Genomic DNA, 18,199 nt, shown 5'->3' on the forward strand with positions numbered 1-18,199 from the left:
TGTATGTAATGTAGGTTTGTTTTATGTTTTTTTGGTTCTTCGTCAATTTAGGGGGTAATATCCTCCGTATATAGCCTTGGCTCTTAATAATTCTACACTTGCTCTATTAAACATCGATCTTTTAATTGCCTTGATTTTATTGACGGTTCCTTCCATAATTCCATTACTGTAGTTTGTAAGATATGTATTCTTGATAGCTTCCTTATCTCTTGTTATATATTCAGCAAAAGATGCGAGCTTGCGGCAATTACAGTTGTAAGCCAATTTAAGCCAGGTATCAATATCGGGTGCATCCTCCTTTCCTGCAACCATATTTCTGAAGGATATGCAGGTTTGTATAATGCTGTCTATATTTGGCTGCGTTTGTTTAAGTTTGAGCAGTTTTTCTGATGTAGTCATACCTGTCATTATATATTTTCTGATTGCTTTGGCAGTTACTTTTGTTCCTTTCTTGTTCTTGGGATCTTTGTTATGTATCCTGACTTGCTGGCGAAGTATCTTATATCTGTCTCTTAGCCCTTTGGTGGCCTTACATATGAGTTTGGAACAGAGTCTTCCATCCATCTTCTTTTCAATGCTTGTTGGTGCGATGGAACCACTGCTGATTATCCGTGCCAGTTCTGGAGTTTGACGGAGTATTTTCATTTGATCATTGCTGAGTATTTTCTTTATATTTGTATTAAACAAATTGTATACCTGCTGAGATTTTACATTCAACTTTTCAGCGATGTCTTTCAAAGGTATCCCTTCTTCCTGCATATGTCGTGCTGCAAAGTAATTTCTAACCCTCTTTCTGTGCTTGATCTCTCCCATCTCATAAAGATCCTCCATGATATAACTTCTGGCTTCGTCCAGGGAAGGATAAGGATATGGCAGCGTATTTTTCTTCTGACAAATCATCTTCTGTATAACTTCAACCATATGATCTCCAAGACCTTTGTCAAGATGAAAATGATCTGAGACCTGCTCTGCATCAGGCAAGGCTTCTTTGATAATCGAAGCATATGCCCAACTGCCATCCCTGCTAACCAACTTGATTTGGGGGTGCATCTTAAACCATTCACCTATCTCAGGACCATATCGTGTATCAAACATAGCCAGCACCCTTCGTGTATAGTGGTCTGCTATGGCGCACATATACTTATGTCCCTTTCGGTATGCCAGATCATCTATGGCAACATATCCACTGCACGCGATGTCCATGGGATTCTCTTTGCCTAAAGACCTTGCAGTTCTCAGGCAGGTGGATGAACTCACTTTTATATGTTGGCTGGCAAGGGTCTGGCCGGCAAGCCTTGATGGTTGCTTTAACGACTCCTTTTGCATACGTGAGACTACCTCATTTATACTTCTGGCATAAGGTCTGGCGAACTTTAGAGGTTCCATAAATGTTTTCTTTGAACACTTATCGTTCGTGCAGTTCATACGGCGACAGGTAATGATGATCTTGCTGTTCTGGGAGAGTATCTCCGTATATTGTAACTTACGATATCTATAGTCATGAACGCTATGGCTAGGCTCCCCGCAATAAGGGCAACAAGGTAATCTGTTCTTTGTAATAGCATGCAATACAATACCAGAACTGGTTTGAATGAAATCAGTCAACACTATACCAGAAGTTTTGCATTTATCTTTGATGGAAGCATTTAACTTTCGAAAAAATTGCTGATTCGAATACTTTGAAGTATCTTTGCACTGTGTAGATGTGCGTGTTGTTTTATTTTTATTTTTCACACATTAAAGATACAAAAAAACACCACATCTACAACTTTTCAATGTTAACTAATGTGTTGATTATCAATGCGTTAACTAATAATTTATAACACTAAAGCACCGATATTTAACCCCCTAAATTGAAGAAGAACCGTTTTTTTTGGATTCTTCATTTATTTATGGGGGAGATGTTCTCGGTAAATGGTCTTTAATCTTAGCAATTCTTGTCCCGGATCTATTAAATATAAATCTTTTAATCACCTTGATTTTATTGACGATTTAATTTGGGCACAGTATGCCCAAGCTTATAAACTGAGCTACTATTTGTTAATGCCCCATCTCTTTACCAATGAATCGTATTTCTTCTTTGCTTCTGCAATAAATCTTTTATATTCTTCTCCTTCTGGATTGAAGGGCTTGTGATTCATTGCTTCTTTTATAGGCTTCCATTCACTTAGAAACTCATTCGTGTCATCGCCAAAATAAGTTTCAGCAAATCGTTCCCATATATATTCAATAGCTTGGTCGCTAGGATGTAGCATGTCTTCTTTGTAAAAGCGATAGTCACGTAGCTCATCATTCATAATTTCGTAGGCAGGAAAGTAATCAACATGCTCCTCTTTTGAAAGTCTGTCGGCTGCTAGCAATAATGTGGACTTACTGAGTTGACTCTCATGATAACCGTATTTACGATAACGGATAGGACTTACGGTAACAATAATTCTAATGTCTCGATTCTTAGACATCAATCTCATAACTGCTTTGCGTAGATAGTTGTAACATTCATCTGTAGACAATACTTTCTCGGTAAATAGTTTCTGTGGCTTTTTCATGCAGTTGTCTACTATCTCGCCAGTCTCATTTAAAATATAAACATGGTTTGTGCCTAGAGTGAGGAAAGCCTTGTCGGGCTTGTATTCTGGCTCTTCACAGAATCTTTCAACAGTATGCAGAATGCTCGCCGGATTATACATTACACCATATGGATTTACATCTGTACTGAATTTCTCTTCATGAAATCTCTTGCCAATATTCTCAGCAAAGCATGAACCCACGAAAAGCATTCTTTCACAAGGATGAATTGTCCATGATGATTTAGTTATGTTTACTTTTGTTGTAAATTCCATAATCTTGATTTTTTGTCCGTTACGTTCTAGTTTTATTTATTCTGCCTTCTGTGAATGATGGCATAGCAAGAGAGTGAGCATAGTTTGAATTATGCTATTTGAAACAGTTTCTCTAGTGTGCAAAGATAAGAAAAATACAATTAATTTTTCATTGTATTACCAATTAATAATGTTATATTTGCAAATATAATGCAAACTATAAACAACCATGGAAAGTAAAATACCCCATGAATTTAATAAGTTTTATCTGAAAGATGTAACGTTCGCGAATCTTATGATGAGGCGTATATATAGCGTACTCATAGTTGCCAATCCTTATGATGCATTTATGTTGGAGGATGACGGACGTGTGGAAGAAAAAATATATAATGAGTATATGGAACTAGGACTTAGATATCCACCAACATTTACTCAGGTATCAAAGACCGATGAGGCTGCTAAAGTTCTTCATACAACTAATATTGATTTGGTAATTTGTATGCCAGGTAATGCAGATAATGATGCTTTCACTGTGGCAAGAGATATAAAAGGCAGATTCCCGGATATACCATGTGTTGTCCTCACACCTTTTTCTCATGGTATTACAAAAAGAATGCAAAACGAAGATTTGAGTATCTTCGATTATGTATTCTGTTGGCTGGGGAATACCAATCTTATTCTATCAATAATAAAACTGCTTGAAGATAAGATGAATCTAGAACATGACATCAAGGAAAGTGGTGTGCAGATGATATTGCTAGTGGAAGATAGTATTCGTTTTTACTCTTCGATATTACCCAATTTATATAGTTACATTCTTGCTCAAAGTAAGCGATTTGCCACAGAGGCGCTTAACAGACATCAGTCAACACTTCGTATGCGTGGACGTCCTAAAGTTGTGCTTGCACGTACTTATGAGGAAGCAATGAATATATATAATAAGTTTGCCGATAATTGTATAGGTGTAATCAGTGACGCACGTTTTCCGATGAGGGAGATGTCTCCTAAAGAAAATATGTTGCAGCCATCTCCATTGCGTGATTCTGCTGTGTATAAAGATCCTGAAGCTGGGTTGAAATTGTTGCGTGCTATTCGTAAACGTGATGAGTATGTGGCACTGATCATGGAAAGCTCAGAATGCAAATACCGTGTAAAAGCAGAAGCTGAGTGCTTTCGTTTCGTTGACAAAAATTCCAAGACAATGAGTCTTGACTTGCGTCGAATAATGGAAGAGCACATGGGGTTTGGTGATTTCATCTTTCGTGATCCAACTACTCATGAAGAAGTAATGAGGATAAGATCATTAAAGGAATTGCAAGATAATATTTTTAAGATACCAAATGCTTCAATGCTTTATCATGTGAGCCGTAACCACATGAGCCGCTGGCTTAGTGCCCGTGCTATATTCCCTGTGTCGCAGTTTCTTAAAAATGTCACTTGGCATAAATTGCAGGATGTAAATGCTCATAGACAGATAATTTTTGATGCTATAGTAAAGTATCGTCACATGAAAAATATTGGAGTTGTTGCTGTATTCGACAGAATGAAATATGACCGTTATGCACATTTTGCACGTATCGGTGAAGGTTCTTTAGGAGGTAAAGGACGTGGCTTGGCGTTCCTAGATAATGTTATAAAAACGCATCCTGAATTCAACCAATATCAAGGTGCATCAGTGCAGATCCCCAAAACGGTAGTTCTTTGCACTGATGTCTTTGACCAGTTTATGGAACAAAACAATCTTTATCAAATAGCACTTAGTGATGCACCTGATGATGAGATATTAAAGCATTTTCTGAGAGCACAGCTTCCCGATTCGTTGATAGCAGATTTCTTTACGTTCTTCGATGCAACGAAAAGTCCTATCGCAGTGAGGTCGTCTAGTTTGCTTGAAGATAGTCACTATCAGCCTTTTGCTGGTATATACAATACTTATATGATACCAAATACTGCAGACAAGTACATGATGTTACAGATGCTTGCAGCCGCAATAAAAAGTGTATACGCTTCTGTGTACTATCGTGATTCAAAAGCATATATGACAGCAACGAGTAATGTTATCGACCAAGAGAAAATGGCTGTTATCTTGCAGGAGGTCGTTGGCCATCAATATGGAAATCATTTTTATCCTAATATTAGTGGCGTATTGCGTTCCATAAACTATTATCCAGTTGGGAATGAAACTGCTGAAGACGGTGTTGCTTCTTTAGCTTTGGGACTTGGAAAGTATATTGTCGATGGTGGACAGACGTTGCGGGTCTCTCCTTATCATCCCGATCAAGTGATGCAGACAAGTGAAGTTGAAATTGCTTTACGCGAAACTCAGACTCAATTCTATGCGTTGGATATGTCTGATGTCGGAAGTAACTTCAAGGTTGATGATGGATTTAATATTCTTAAATTGAAAGTTAAAGATGCCGAGAATGATAAATCTCTAAATTATATTGTTTCTACTTTTGATCCCTACGATCAGATTATTAATGACGGTTTGTATGAGGGTGGCCGCAAGATTATATCGTTTGCCGGTGTACTTCAACAGGATGTTTTTCCTTTGCCAGAGATATTGCAATTGTCTATGAAGTATGGTTCTGGTGCTATGCGTCGTCCTATTGAGATAGAATTCGCATGCAATATAAATGAAGACAAAACGGGTGAGTTTTATTTGTTACAGATTCGTCCTATTGTGGAAACAAAGGGTGTTTTAGAAACTGATATTACGAAAACTCCTGATGAAAGCTGTCTGTTACGTTCACATAACTCATTGGGACATGGCGTAAGTGATGATGTTCTTGATGTTGTCTACGTGAAATACGATGATAATTTTTCGGCGATGAATAATTATTATGTAGCAGATGATATAGAAAGAATAAACAGAAAATTTCTTGCAGAAGGTAAAAACTATGTGCTTATCGGACCTGGACGTTGGGGATCAAGTGACCATTATCTTGGAGTTCCTGTGAAATGGCCGCATATATCTGCTGCACGTATAATAGTTGAACTGGCCTTAAAAAACTATCATGTAGATCCTAGTCAGGGAACACATTTTTTCCAGAACCTAACCTCTTTTGGTGTAGGCTATTTTACGATAGACTGCAATTCCGAATGCGGAGGCTTTATACGTAAGGATGTTCTTGATGCTATGCCGGCAATAGAAGAAACGGATTATGTACGTCACGTAAAGTTTGATAAACCTTTGAAGATAATCATGGATGGTAAGAAGCAGGAAGGTGCAGTGGTAATACCCGAATCATAATATATTAAATAAAAAAAGGTTATTCAAGAGTTTGGTTGATGTAAATCAAAAAAATAATATGGTTGGTAAAATCAGCTCAGGTTTATTTGGCTTTTGAATAAAACTGTTATACCTTTGCACCATGTTTTTCATGGTATTAGATTTAAGGTTAACAAAGGTTGGGACTCAGCGGAGCCCCTTTTTTTATGCCTTATGCTTTAATTGTCTTAAAAACACCAATAAAAGTTTTAATAAATTGTAAAAGTAACACTATATAATGTGCGATGTTTGGATTTTAATGTAAATCTGAATATATTTGCACCATGTTTTTCATAGTATTAGATTTAAGGTTAACAAGGTCGGAGTACAGCGGTACTCCTTTTTTTATGCCCTAAAAACTATGTTTATGTAGCAATAATGCGTGTTTTTTGATTTGTGTTGATGATATTAGAATAAAATTAGAGAAAACTTTATCTTATATTTTGTTTTTCCCGCATCTTGTTTTATCTTTGCATGAGATATAGATTTACTTGACATATCTAGTTGCATCTCGTACTATCTATATGTTGAAATTTAAATAACACGATGAAGAAAATACTAAGTCTGCTTTTGTTGATGATTATTTCAGAGAGCAGTTTCGCACAAGGTTATCGTAATCCGATTATACCCGGTTATCATCCAGATCCAAGTGTGTGCAGGGTAGGAAATGATTTCTATTTGGTTAATTCGTCTTTTCAGTATTTTCCCGGTGTTCCTGTCTTTCATAGTAATGACTTGATAAATTGGGAACAGATTGGAAACGTATTGACACGTGATTCGCAACTTCCATTGAAAGGAGCTTCATCGTGGTTGGGGATATATGCGCCAACGATAAGATATAATAATGGAATATATTATATGATTACTACCAATGTTGGTAATGGTGGTAACTTTCTTGTTACAGCAACGAATCCAGAAGGACCTTGGAGTGAACCTGTTTGGTTGTCTCAACAAGGTATTGACCCTTCTTTATATTTTGAAAATGGCAAAGTTTATATGTGCTCCAATCCTGGTGATGCAGTATGGCTTAGCGAAATAGATATCAAGACTGGAAAGCAGTTGTCGAAGAGCCGTATGCTTTGGCAGGGTGATGGTGGTAGATATCCTGAAGGTCCTCATATATACAAGAAAGATAATTATTACTATCTTTTGATTTCTGAGGGTGGAACGGAATTGGCGCATCATCTTACCATAGCTCGCAGTCGTGATATCTATGGACCTTATGAGAGCAATCCTGCTAATCCGATATTGACAAACTGTAGCAGAAAAGGGCAGAATATCCAGATCCAAGGTACAGGGCATGGTGATTTTGTTCAGTCGAATGATGGTCGCTGGTGGCTTGTATTCCTAGCTTACCGTAATTTTGGTGGAAGTTATCATCATCTAGGACGTGAGACTTGTCTTGCTCCGGTGGAGTGGAAGACAGGAGAGTGGCCAGTGATAAATGGAGGAAATCCTATAGACACATTGATGAATGCAGTAACTCTTAAAGAGCATAAGATGCCCCATGCTCAGCCTCTTGATTTTAATCGTTCTGATTTAGGACCTGAGTATATACATATACAGAATCCAATCTCAGAAAACTATGTTTTCAATGGCAATAAAATTGTGCTTAAAGGACATGGTAGCTTATCTGAAAATAATCAGCCTACGTTTGTTGGGAAACGACAGGAACAGGTATGTGGAAGTGTTGAATTTCGTGTTCATCCAAAAGGTAGTGCCGAAGGAGGCTTGTCAGTATATCAGATAAATGACGGACATTTTGATTTGTTTGTCAAAGATGGTCATGTATCTCTTCGTTGCAAACTTAAAAATATTGATTATATAGTAAAATCAGATAAGATATGGTCTGAATGGATGAATCTTCGCATCTCATATAATGACAAAATGTATAAGTTTGAATATAGCGATGACGGAACATCTTATAAGTCGCTCGGAGAATTAAATTGTAGTCTTCTTAGTTCTGAGGTCGCTGGAGGATTCACAGGAGTTGTCATAGGAATGTATGCCGATGGTGGAAATGTTGACTTCGCAGAATAATATTAATAAATAAAAAATATAATAATATATATAGCATTTTATGGCAAAGACAAAATTAACAAGTAAACAGTATTTTATACCATTCGTTCTTATAACATCCTTATTCTTTCTTTGGGGATTTGCGAGGGCTATTTTGGATGTATTAAATAAGCATTTTCAGAATTCACTTGATATCAGCATCACCCAGTCTTCATTGATACAGGTGACAACTTATTTTGGATATTTCCTTATGGCGATACCTGCTGGGTGGTTTATCAATCGTAATGGTTATAGGCTCGGTGTAGTAATAGGACTTCTGCTGTTTGGAATTGGTGCTTTGATGTTTATACCGTGTGCTGCGATGGGTACTTTTTTCGCATACCTGATAGCGTTGTTTATTATCGGTTGTGGGTTGGTATTCTTGGAAACATCGGCAAATCCATACGTTACTGAATTGGGAGACAAAGAAACTGCAACAAGTAGATTGAATTTTTCACAGTCTTTTAATGGTCTTGGAAGTCTTTTTGCTACTTTTGCAATCGGTCAGTTCTTTTTCAATGGAACATCTGAAGGCGGTGATGTTGTCTTACCCTATACAATACTGGGAATATTGGTGCTTATTATTGCCATCGTATTTTCACGAGTAGAATTGCCAGAAGTAAAGCATGAGGAAACAGACGAAGATCGTAGTCGTGGTACACGTATAATGAAACTTTTCCGTCATCATCCAATGTTTGTGTTTGGACTTTTTGCCTTGTTGGCTTATGAGGTAGCTGAAATATCGATAAACAGTTACTTCATAAACTTTGTTACAGGTCAAGGTTGGATGGATGATAATATAGCAAGTATTGTACTTACTGTAGCTTTGGCATTCTTTATGATTGGACGTTTTTTGGGTAGCTGGATTATGCGTCGTGTTCCTGCTGAGATTATGCTACTTGTATGTGCTGCAGGAAGTGTTTTGTGTATGATATTTGTGCTGTTTGACCTTGGTAAATTGTCTATGGTTGCTATTGTATGCAATTATCTTTTTGAGGCAATAATGTTCCCGACAATATTCTCTCTTGCACTTAGTGGATTAGGAAATCTAAAGATGAGCGCATCCTCTCTGCTTATGATGACTCCTATTGGTGGTTGCGGATTCTTGCTTATGGGAATTGTTGCTGATAATACCAATTTGGTTATTCCGTTCATTATCCCGTTATTCGGTTATATTATAGTTTTGTTGTTCGCTTCTGAGCTTACAAGAAAGAATGGAACGATGTTGCGTCGTAATCCAATATGGAATAAATTTAAGTCTTGAAAGTTATAATTAATAGTGCCTGTTTCTTGCAAAAAGACATCTCCTTTTTTGTAACCTCTGTTTTGCAAAACTATGTTTTATGAACTTGGTTTAAAACAATATTAATTTTTTTAACCTCTTTGTAATGGTAAAAAACAAGTGAACATTTTGTACCATCAAAAGAAAATGTTAAATTTGCAGTCACAAAAGATTTTAAATAGATTATTTTTTAAATATAATAAAATTATGGCAGTTAGTTACAAAGATTTAGGTCTCGTAAATACTCGCGAGATGTTTAAGAGAGCCATTGATGGCGGTTATGCTATTCCAGCATTTAACTTCAATAACATGGAGCAGCTCCAAGCCATTATAAAGGCTTCTTCTGAGCTCAAGTCACCGGTTATCCTTCAGGTTTCTAAGGGTGCCCGTAACTATGCAAACCAGACTCTTCTTCGCTATATGGCACAGGGTGCTGTAGAGTATGCAAAAGAACTTGGTTGTGCTCATCCTGAGATTGTTCTTCACCTTGACCACGGAGATAGCTTCGAGATTTGCAAGAGTTGTGTAGACTTCGGTTTCTCTTCTGTAATGATCGATGGTTCTTCTCTTCCTTATGAGGAGAATGTTGCCTTGACAAAGAAGGTTGTTGACTATGCTCATCAGTTTGATGTAAGTGTAGAAGGCGAACTTGGTGTCCTTGCTGGTGTTGAGGATGACGTAGTTGCTGAGGTTTCTCATTATACAAAACCAGAGGAAGTTATTGACTTCGCTACACGTACAGGCGTTGACTCTTTGGCAATTTCTATTGGTACTTCACATGGTGCTTACAAGTTCAAGCCAGAGCAGTGCACACGTGACCCTAAGACAGGTAAGTTGGTTCCTCCTCCATTGGCATTCGACGTTCTCGATGCTGTAATGGATAAGTTGCCAGGTTTCCCAATCGTTCTTCATGGTTCTTCTTCTGTACCACAGGAGTATGTTGACATGATCAATGAAAATGGTGGTAAGTTGCCAGACGCTGTAGGTATTCCTGAGGAGCAGCTTCGTAAGGCTTCTAAGAGCGCAGTTTGCAAGATTAACATCGATTCTGACTCTCGTCTTGCTTTCACTGCTGCAGTTCGTAAGGTATTTGCAGACAAGCCAGGTGAGTTCGATCCACGTAAGTTCTGTGGTCCAGCTCGTGACGAGATGGAGAAGATGTACAAGCACAAGATTGTTGATGTATTGGCATCTGATAACAAACTTGCTCAGTAAGCAACTCTTTGACTTAAATTAGGTCAATAAAATATAGCGGAAACAGTAATGTTTCCGCTTTTTTTATTATATTTGCCTTATGGAAACACGATTAACAGAACTTTCATCTAACTATGATCATCTTGAGAAGAAGACCATAGAGGAGATTACCGCCGATATAAACCATGAGAACATGTCTGTTCCTATGGCTATAAACAAGGCATTGCCACAGATAAACACTCTGATTAAAGAGATCCTTTCTCGCATAAAGTTGGGAGGCAGACTATTTTATTGTGGTTGCGGTACTGGTGGACGACTTGCCACCCTGGATACAATTGAAGTGCAAAACACCTTTGGTACAGATGGACGTCAGATTCAGGCTATTTTCCCTGGTGGGATAAAGGACCTTACACAAACTCGCGAGTCACGTGAGGATGATCTTGATAATGGTTGGCAGCAACTTGTTGAGAGAGGTGTCACGGATGATGATATTGTTGTCGGTTTTTCTGCAAGTGGTACTACTCCTTTCGTATTGTCTACATTGAAATGGTGCCACAGTCAAGGTATATCAACTGGTTGTATTGTTAATAATGTGGATAGTATAATTTCTCATGAGGTTGATTTTCCTGTTGAGGTTATTACTGGCCCTGAATTTGTTACAGGAAGTACCCGTATGAAGGGTGGTACTTCTCAGAAATTGATTCTAGACATGATTAGCACTACTATTATGATTCAGCTTGGTAGGGTGGAAGGAAACAAAATGGTAAATGTGAAACTGATGAATGCTAAACTCATGGACAGAGCTGCACGCATATTCATGGAACGTAATCCACATATAAATGATTATGATTATGTAGTTTCATTACTTAAGAAATACGGAGGTATAAAACAAGCTGAACGTTATTTGAAATCGTTGAGTGATTAGACTTTAATCACTCAATATAATACTTACACTCTACTTTAACTCGCCTAATGAATTTAATATAGCTCACTAAAGCCACGAAAATAAATGGTGTGCTATATTAAAAACTTCAGTTGTGCACTTATAGTTTCTTTTTGCAGCATAAAAATGAATGAAATGATGTCTTTTGTTTTAAAAACTGTTACCGCACACAGAGGAAAACATGCTTTTTTAGCTATTTTTGTTTCTATATTCTATCCACTTTTATAAGACTTTTTGAACAATGTAACATATTGATTATTAGTGTTTTAATTTTAAAATGCCTTTATTTTTATCCACTTTTGTGTTTTTGAAAAGTACGTAGTTTTCAAATTTGTTCTATATTTGCATAGTTGAAAATAACTAATAACTAATATTTAAAATTGTTAATCAAAAGTTTTAAGCATGAAACAATCTAGACTATTACTCTTGTTTGTGGCTTTACTTGTATCAGCGATGTCGTTTGCTCAGAATAAGCTTTATTCTGGTACAGTCGTTGACGGTCAAGGTGAGCCTATCATTGGTGCATCGGTTGTTCAGCAGGGAACCTCACAGGGTTCAGTTACTGACATTGACGGAAATTTCAAGGTTTCCGTAGCACCAGGTTCGACACTAGTCATATCTTATATAGGATATGATACGCAGCGTGTTAAAGTAGCGGACAATCTTCACATTGTATTAAAAGAAAGCTCTGCATCATTGGATGAAGTAGTTGTTGTTGGTTATGGCGTTCAGAAAAAGAGTGTCGTTACAGCAGCTATTGCTAAAGTCTCAGCTTCTGATCTTGCCAATACGGCTCCTGTTCGTATGGACAATGCCTTGAAAGGACTTGCTGCTGGTGTAAATGTAACATCTTCATCTGGTCAGCCTGGTGAAGCCTCACGTATCCGTATTCGCGGTACAGGTACTATAAATAACTCTGACCCTCTTTACATTGTAGATGGTATGCCTATTGAAGGTGGCCTTGATTTCGTTAATCCTAATGATATTGAGAGTATCGAAGTATTGAAAGATGCCGCATCTGGTGCTATCTATGGTGCACGTGCTGCCAATGGTGTTGTTTTGGTAACAACAAAGAAAGGAAAAGTTGGTAAGGCACAGATTAACTATAATTTCTCTTATGGTTGGCAAAGTGCTTGGAAACATCGTGATGTAGTAAATGCTACAGATTATGCTATATTGCAGAATGAAAAGTATACCAATGCCGGACAAGCTGCTCCGTATGCAGATCCTTATAAATTATCAGATACAAACGGTAATGCCATTACTGGTAATGGAACTGATTGGCAAGACCTTGTATTTAATGACAATGCCCCTGTTGTGAATCATGACGTTTCAATTAGTGGAGCTTCTGATGCTGTCAACTATTATTTGTCAGCTGGTTATTATTCACAGGATGGTATCATTGGTGGAAATTACGGACAGTCAAATTATGATCGTCTTACATTGCGTAGCAATACACAGTATAAACTTATTGACGCAACAAAGCAGCGTGACTATCTTAATACTTTGACTCTTAATGTGAATATGTCATACATGCGTACACATAGTACTGGCATATCAACTAACTCTGAATTTGGATCAGTACTTGGTTCGGCATTGTATATGTCACCACTTATGTCGCCAGTTGCCCTTGGTTCTGTTGCTACATCAATGATCGACAAGTATTCAGCATATGATTTGGCAAGAGATCCTGAAGGAAATCCTTATACTGTTGTCGGTTATTTCGGAACTTATCAGGAAATGAACAATCCTCTAGCTATGATGCAGGTAAATCCTACTCGTTACTGGAGTCATAAATTTGTTCCAAAGTTCTCTGTTGACTTAGGTATATGGGATAATATTAAATACCATTTTACATATAGTGCAGATTTAGCTTTCTGGGGAAATAATGGTGCAACAACATCATTGTATTATCTTTCAGGAAACAACAATGCAACTCATACAAGTGCAAGTGCTGCTTCTAACAAGAGCACAACATGGCAGGTAGAAAACACTTTGACATGGGATAAAACTATTGGTAAGCATACTATTGGTGTAGTTCTTGGTCAGTCAGCGTTGAAGTATAAAGGTGATTATATTGGTGGTAATCGCTGGAATTTGGTAAATGTAAATAAGCCTTCTATTGATTACGCTACTGGATCATTGGTTCTCTCAAAGGATGATGCTGGTAATATCACTGGTGGAACAGTTCAGTATGGTGTTTATGGTGGTTTCAATACAGAGCACAGAGTATCTTCTTTATTTGGTCGTTTGAGTTACAACTATGACGAGAAATATATGGCTCAGGTAACTATTCGTCGTGATGGTTCAAGTCGTTTTGGTTCTAATCATAAATATGGTACATTCCCTTCTTTCTCTGTTGGATGGAATATCATGAATGAAGATTTCATGAAAGTAACAAAAGATTGGTTATCAAATCTTAAGGTTCGTTTCAGTTGGGGTAAGAATGGTAATGATAACATACCTGATTTTGGTTATACATCACTTACTGCGATGGGCAATAACTACCTCTTCGGTCAGGTTGCACAGAAAGCAAATGGTTCAAAGGCAACTAGACTTCCTAACCCTGATTTGAAATGGGAGGAAAGCGAACAGACCGATATAGGTATTGACTTAGGATTCCTTGATAATGCACTTACTTTCTCTGCAGACTATTATGTAAAGAAGACAAATGGAATGATCATTGCTCGTCCAATACCAAGTTATGTAGGTGAGACTGCTCCTCTTGCTAATGTCGGTGATATGACAAATAAGGGTATTGAATTTGAACTTGGTTACAAATGGCATGTTGCAGATGCACAATTCGGAATCAAAGGTAACGCAACTTATCTTCACAATGAATTGACAAATCTTGGTAATAGCACAGGTTACATAGACCTTGATGGCTTCCAAGGTATTTCTGGTGGTGGAACACGTGGATCTAATGGTCTTCCTTTCCCTTATTTCTTTGGTTATAAGACTGCAGGAATATTCCAGAATATGGCAGATGTAAAGGCTTATACAAATTCAAAGGGGCAAATGATTCAACCAAAGGCTGTTCCTGGTGATGTGCGTTTCGTTGATGTAAATGGTGATGGTCAGATAACATCTGATGACCGTACAAACATTGGTAACGGTACTCCTGATTGGACATTCGGTTTGAAGTTTGATGCATCTTGGAAGAATTTTGATTTTAATATATTTGTTCAAGGTGTAAGTGGTTCCGACGTATTTGATGCTACATATCGTTCTGATATCTACTCTGGTAACTATCCTTCATGGATGCTACAGCGTTGGACAGGCGAAGGTACATCAAACAAGTATCCTCGTTTGGTCCTTGGTGATACAAATAACTGGGTAGTGTCAGACCTTTATGTTCATGATGGATCTTATTTCCGTATAAAGAACATATCTTTAGGTTATACAATACCAAGTATGATAACTAAGAAATTCTTTATTGATCGCATTCGTTTCTACGTAATGGCTGAGAATCTTGTTACATGGACAAAATATTGGGGCTTTGATCCTGAAATCTCTTCAGGTGGAACTTCTCTTGGTATAGACCGTGGTATTTATCCGCAGGCTCGTACTTGGACTATTGGTGTAAATGTAACGTTCTAAATCTTAATCAAGACTACAATTATGAAAAAAAATAAATTAATATTTTTAGGTTTACTGGGCGTTTCGGTAATGCTTACGACCAGTTGCAACGATAATTTTCTCAACGTTGAGAATCCTGCAGGCGAACCTTTGGAAGAATATTATACAACAGATGCCCATATCCAAGAAGCTGTGGTGGCTGCTTATGATCCTATGCATTGGCCAGATTGGGGACTAGGACAATATAATGCCCTTAATATTGATGCCGAAATTATGGGTGATGATTTCTGGGTTGGTGGTAGTAATATTAGTGATATGCCGAATTGGCACAAACTTTTCAACTATGAAGGTGATGCCAACAATACTTTAAGTTCACTTTGGACAGTTGACTATTCTGGTATTAAACGTTGTAATGACGTTATTAAATATCTAGGTTATGCCGCTGGTAATCTTACTGATGCCAATAAAAAATGGTATGAGATGCAAGCCCGTACACTGCGTGTATTCTATTATAACATGTTGTGGCACTACTTTGGAAATATTCCTTTCTATCTTACCAATATGGAATCTCCATATAAAGCTCCTCAGCTGAAAGCCGATGATGTTTACAGTCAGCTTATTGTGGAGTTGGAAGACATACTGAAGAATGGTGATCTGCCAATGAAAATGACTAAAACTGCAGATTATGGTCGTGTAACAAAGGCTTTTGCGATTATGATGTATGCTGAAATGGTGATGTATCAGAATGATCAATCACGTTATGCTACAGCCTTGACTTATCTTAATGATATAATCGGCAGCAAGAAGTATCAGCTCAATCCTAAATTTGCTGATATCTGGGCCGAAAGTGGTGAATGGTGTGATGAGTCAATATTTGAAATCAATTATGAAGAATCTATTTCTGAACGTGACTGGGGATCTCCTTTAGCTATTGGCGGAACTGTTCTTCCTACACTTATAAGTCCTAATAGCTGGTCAGGCGGTGACGGTTGGTCAAAGGGTCAAGATGGTTGGGGATTCCTTCCTGTACGTCTAGAGACTTATGCACTGTATAACGACAATGATACCCGACGTAGTGCTACAGTCTGGGATCTTACAGGCAAAGACTATACTGCCCGTTATCAGGATACGCATCTTTGGTTAGCAAAGTATCGTCCTTTTGATGCAAATAATGCAAATTGTCCTACATCAAAGAATTTGAACTATAATAACAATTATCGTTACTATCGTTATGCAGAAACATTGCTTGATGCTGCTGAACTTTCACTTAGAACAGGTGGTTCTGAAACAGGAGATGCAAAGACCTGGCTTAATCAAGTACATACTAGAGCTGGACTTGGAGAATTGAGTAAGGCTACTCTTGACGATGTTTTGAAAGAGCGTCATCTTGAATTTATCGGTGAGGGCAAACGTTATTGGGATCTTGTTCGTACAGGTGAAGCAGCAAAGGTTTTGACTCCTGATAAATATGGTTATCGCACGAATAGTTGGACTGAAAGCAAAAAGTATATTCCTATCGCACAAGGTGAATTGGATACCGACCCAGCTTTGGTTCAGAACAAATATTAATCAAAAAGAGGAAAGAATATGAAAAATATTTTTAAATATCTGACAAGCTTCATGTTTTTGGGACTGCTCTTTACTGCTTGTTCCCCAGAAACCTTTGATGGCGCTAATGCCGACGGTATACCTTCAATATCAGATGCCGACTATACTGTAGCTGTAAATCAGTCGACAAATAATGTGACATTCAAATTAAATAACAAAGGTTGTTATCCTATTTGGAATATACAGGGGCCTCCTGATGTTAAGACTACCGTAAATGGCTATGAGAAAAAATATATTTTGGCTGGTACTTATAGTTATACATTGCAGCTTGGAAACAAAAATGGATTCAGTGATGGCGTTGTCAAAGGCACATTCAAGGTAGATTCAACACGTTACGACTTTGCTCCAACTCTTGCTAACCTTACTGCAGGTGGAACTAAAGAATGGCGTGTCTCAAGTAAGGATGCTGCTCATCTTGCATGCGGAGCCTCTGGTACAGACGGTACTGGATGGTGGAAAGCAACACCAGATGAGAAATCAGCTAATGGTGTTTATGATGATCGTATTACTTTTGGCAATAGTAATGTGTATACTTATAGTGCCGGTGTTGATGGAAAGACATTCTGTAATCATGGTGTAACATCATTTGGTATAAGTTCAAGTTCTGATTATGATGTTGTAGCTACTACTTTCCCAGATATTAATACTAACGCAAAGTATGCTTTGGGATATGATGATGCCGCTGGTATGGTTACGATAACCTTGCCTGCTAAAACACTATTCCCATATATGGCGGATCAAACGATGATGACTGGTCCTGAAACATTTAAGATTGCTAGTTTGACTAGTAAGAAGATGACTTTGATTTATGATGTACCAGGTACTATAGCATGGCAAATCATATTGATAAATGGTGCTGATGAAGCTGTAGAAACATCCTTTGATCCAGATAAGATTAACTGGTGTGATGTAAACTCAGATTTAAATCTAGGTAAGTCATCTAATACTGCTGGTAAAATGACATTCTTCTGGTCTGATAACGATGCTTGGACACAGACTGCTGATCCTGGATTCGCTTATGCTGATGGAGTCTATACAATCACAGTTCCTTATGCAACAAATGCAGAATGGAAAGGTCAATGTGCGATAAAAGAGGTCCCAATTTCAATCGCAAAGGATAATAACTATGATTATAGTTTCACGATCAATGCTAGTCAGGACATACAAAGAATGACTTTCAAAGTTAATAAGGATCCGGATGTAAAAGATGATCCTACTACTGCATTCTATAATGGAACGATTAGTCTGAAGAAAGGCGATAACCTTATTCGTTTCGCTAAACAAATATCGAAGTTTGATTTTGATCAAGGTAAGATAGTCTTTGATTTTGGTGGAGCTCCTGCAAATGCTGTTCTGAAAATCAGTAACATCATTATTCAGAAACATAATCCGAAATAATTAATATGAAATATGGAAAGACAGAGGATGTTTGGCTTCATCCTCGT

At 37.7% G+C, this 18,199-nt stretch carries 10 protein-coding genes; 8 read left to right on the top strand and 2 right to left on the bottom strand.

Features of this window, described 5'->3' with window-relative positions:
* Positions 1-42: 42 nt before the first annotated feature.
* Positions 43-1,734 (bottom strand): ISL3 family transposase, encoded by a 1,692-nt coding sequence (locus tag HEQ28_RS12700; RefSeq protein ID WP_434502980.1) that lies wholly within the window; start codon positions 1,732-1,734, stop codon positions 43-45.
* Positions 1,735-2,033: 299 nt separating this feature from the next.
* Positions 2,034-2,840: a GSCFA domain-containing protein gene (locus tag HEQ28_RS12705; protein WP_434502982.1), complete on the bottom strand. Its 807-nt coding sequence runs from the start codon at positions 2,838-2,840 to the stop codon at positions 2,034-2,036.
* 208 nt (positions 2,841-3,048) lie between these two features.
* On the opposite strand from HEQ28_RS12705, the gene HEQ28_RS12710 reads away from it, so the two are divergent.
* The 8 genes from HEQ28_RS12710 to HEQ28_RS12745 all read left to right on the top strand — a co-directional run bounded on the left by HEQ28_RS12710 (position 3,049) and on the right by HEQ28_RS12745 (position 18,152).
* Complete coding sequence (locus tag HEQ28_RS12710) at positions 3,049-6,072, top strand: PEP/pyruvate-binding domain-containing protein (RefSeq protein ID WP_434502984.1); 3,024 nt, start codon at positions 3,049-3,051, stop codon at positions 6,070-6,072.
* A gap of 564 nt (positions 6,073-6,636) precedes the next feature.
* Complete coding sequence (locus tag HEQ28_RS12715; RefSeq protein ID WP_434502985.1) at positions 6,637-8,130, top strand: glycoside hydrolase family 43 protein; 1,494 nt, start codon at positions 6,637-6,639, stop codon at positions 8,128-8,130.
* Between the two features lie 40 nt (positions 8,131-8,170).
* Positions 8,171-9,412, top strand: a complete 1,242-nt coding sequence (locus HEQ28_RS12720) for an MFS transporter (protein WP_434502987.1) — start codon at positions 8,171-8,173, stop codon at positions 9,410-9,412.
* Positions 9,413-9,637: 225 nt separating this feature from the next.
* A complete protein-coding gene (locus HEQ28_RS12725; RefSeq protein ID WP_434502988.1) occupies positions 9,638-10,645 on the top strand; it encodes a class II fructose-bisphosphate aldolase in 1,008 nt (335 codons plus the stop codon).
* Positions 10,646-10,724: 79 nt separating this feature from the next.
* Positions 10,725-11,549, top strand: coding sequence for an N-acetylmuramic acid 6-phosphate etherase (locus HEQ28_RS12730; protein WP_434502990.1), 825 nt, complete (start codon positions 10,725-10,727; stop codon positions 11,547-11,549).
* 420 nt (positions 11,550-11,969) lie between these two features.
* Positions 11,970-15,167 (top strand): SusC/RagA family TonB-linked outer membrane protein, encoded by a 3,198-nt coding sequence (locus HEQ28_RS12735; RefSeq protein ID WP_434502992.1) that lies wholly within the window; start codon positions 11,970-11,972, stop codon positions 15,165-15,167.
* 21 nt (positions 15,168-15,188) lie between these two features.
* Positions 15,189-16,715 (top strand): RagB/SusD family nutrient uptake outer membrane protein, encoded by a 1,527-nt coding sequence (locus tag HEQ28_RS12740; RefSeq protein ID WP_434502994.1) that lies wholly within the window; start codon positions 15,189-15,191, stop codon positions 16,713-16,715.
* A gap of 18 nt (positions 16,716-16,733) precedes the next feature.
* A complete protein-coding gene (locus HEQ28_RS12745; RefSeq protein WP_434502996.1) occupies positions 16,734-18,152 on the top strand; it encodes a hypothetical protein in 1,419 nt (472 codons plus the stop codon).
* Positions 18,153-18,199 lie beyond the last annotated feature (47 nt).

This window comes from Prevotella sp., assembly GCF_051059605.1.
In the GTDB taxonomy this organism is placed as follows: Bacteria; Bacteroidota; Bacteroidia; order Bacteroidales; family Bacteroidaceae; genus Prevotella.

Excerpts from the sequence above, each read along its gene's own strand:
- HEQ28_RS12705 (WP_434502982.1), bottom strand. The coding sequence starts at position 2,840 with ATGGAATTTACAACAAAAGTAAACATAACTAAATCATCATGGACAATT.
- HEQ28_RS12710 (WP_434502984.1), top strand. The coding sequence starts at position 3,049 with ATGGAAAGTAAAATACCCCATGAATTTAATAAGTTTTATCTGAAAGAT.
- HEQ28_RS12715 (WP_434502985.1), top strand. The coding sequence starts at position 6,637 with ATGAAGAAAATACTAAGTCTGCTTTTGTTGATGATTATTTCAGAGAGC.
- HEQ28_RS12720 (WP_434502987.1), top strand. The coding sequence starts at position 8,171 with ATGGCAAAGACAAAATTAACAAGTAAACAGTATTTTATACCATTCGTT.
- HEQ28_RS12725 (WP_434502988.1), top strand. The coding sequence starts at position 9,638 with ATGGCAGTTAGTTACAAAGATTTAGGTCTCGTAAATACTCGCGAGATG.
- HEQ28_RS12730 (WP_434502990.1), top strand. The coding sequence starts at position 10,725 with ATGGAAACACGATTAACAGAACTTTCATCTAACTATGATCATCTTGAG.
- HEQ28_RS12735 (WP_434502992.1), top strand. The coding sequence starts at position 11,970 with ATGAAACAATCTAGACTATTACTCTTGTTTGTGGCTTTACTTGTATCA.
- HEQ28_RS12740 (WP_434502994.1), top strand. The coding sequence starts at position 15,189 with ATGAAAAAAAATAAATTAATATTTTTAGGTTTACTGGGCGTTTCGGTA.
- HEQ28_RS12745 (WP_434502996.1), top strand. The coding sequence starts at position 16,734 with ATGAAAAATATTTTTAAATATCTGACAAGCTTCATGTTTTTGGGACTG.